The organism is Pseudomonas juntendi, assembly GCF_009932375.1.
In the GTDB taxonomy this organism is placed as follows: domain Bacteria; phylum Pseudomonadota; class Gammaproteobacteria; order Pseudomonadales; family Pseudomonadaceae; genus Aquipseudomonas; species Aquipseudomonas juntendi.
Window position 1 is genome coordinate 1 of sequence record NZ_BLJG01000560.1, and the last position, 220, is coordinate 220.

Below are 220 nucleotides of genomic sequence, written 5' to 3' on the forward strand. Positions count from 1 at the left end.
CAACGCTGTGCAATACGGCATCGACACCAATACTGGCCTGATCGACTACGACGAAGTCGAGCGCCTGGCCGTCGAGCACAAGCCGAAAATGATCGTTGCCGGTTTCTCGGCCTACTCCAAGACCCTGGAATTCCCGCGCTTCCGCGACATCGCCGACAAAGTGGGTGCACTGCTGTTCGTCGACATGGCCCACGTGGCAGGCCTGGTCGCCGCTGGCCTG

Annotated in this window: 1 protein-coding gene; it reads left to right on the forward strand. The window is 61.4% G+C overall.

Annotation, left to right across the window (positions count from 1 at the left end; genetic code table 11):
- Positions 1–220, forward strand: a 220-nt coding sequence (locus tag GYA94_RS27260) for a DegT/DnrJ/EryC1/StrS family aminotransferase (protein WP_174824230.1), incomplete at both ends; no start/stop codon positions are given.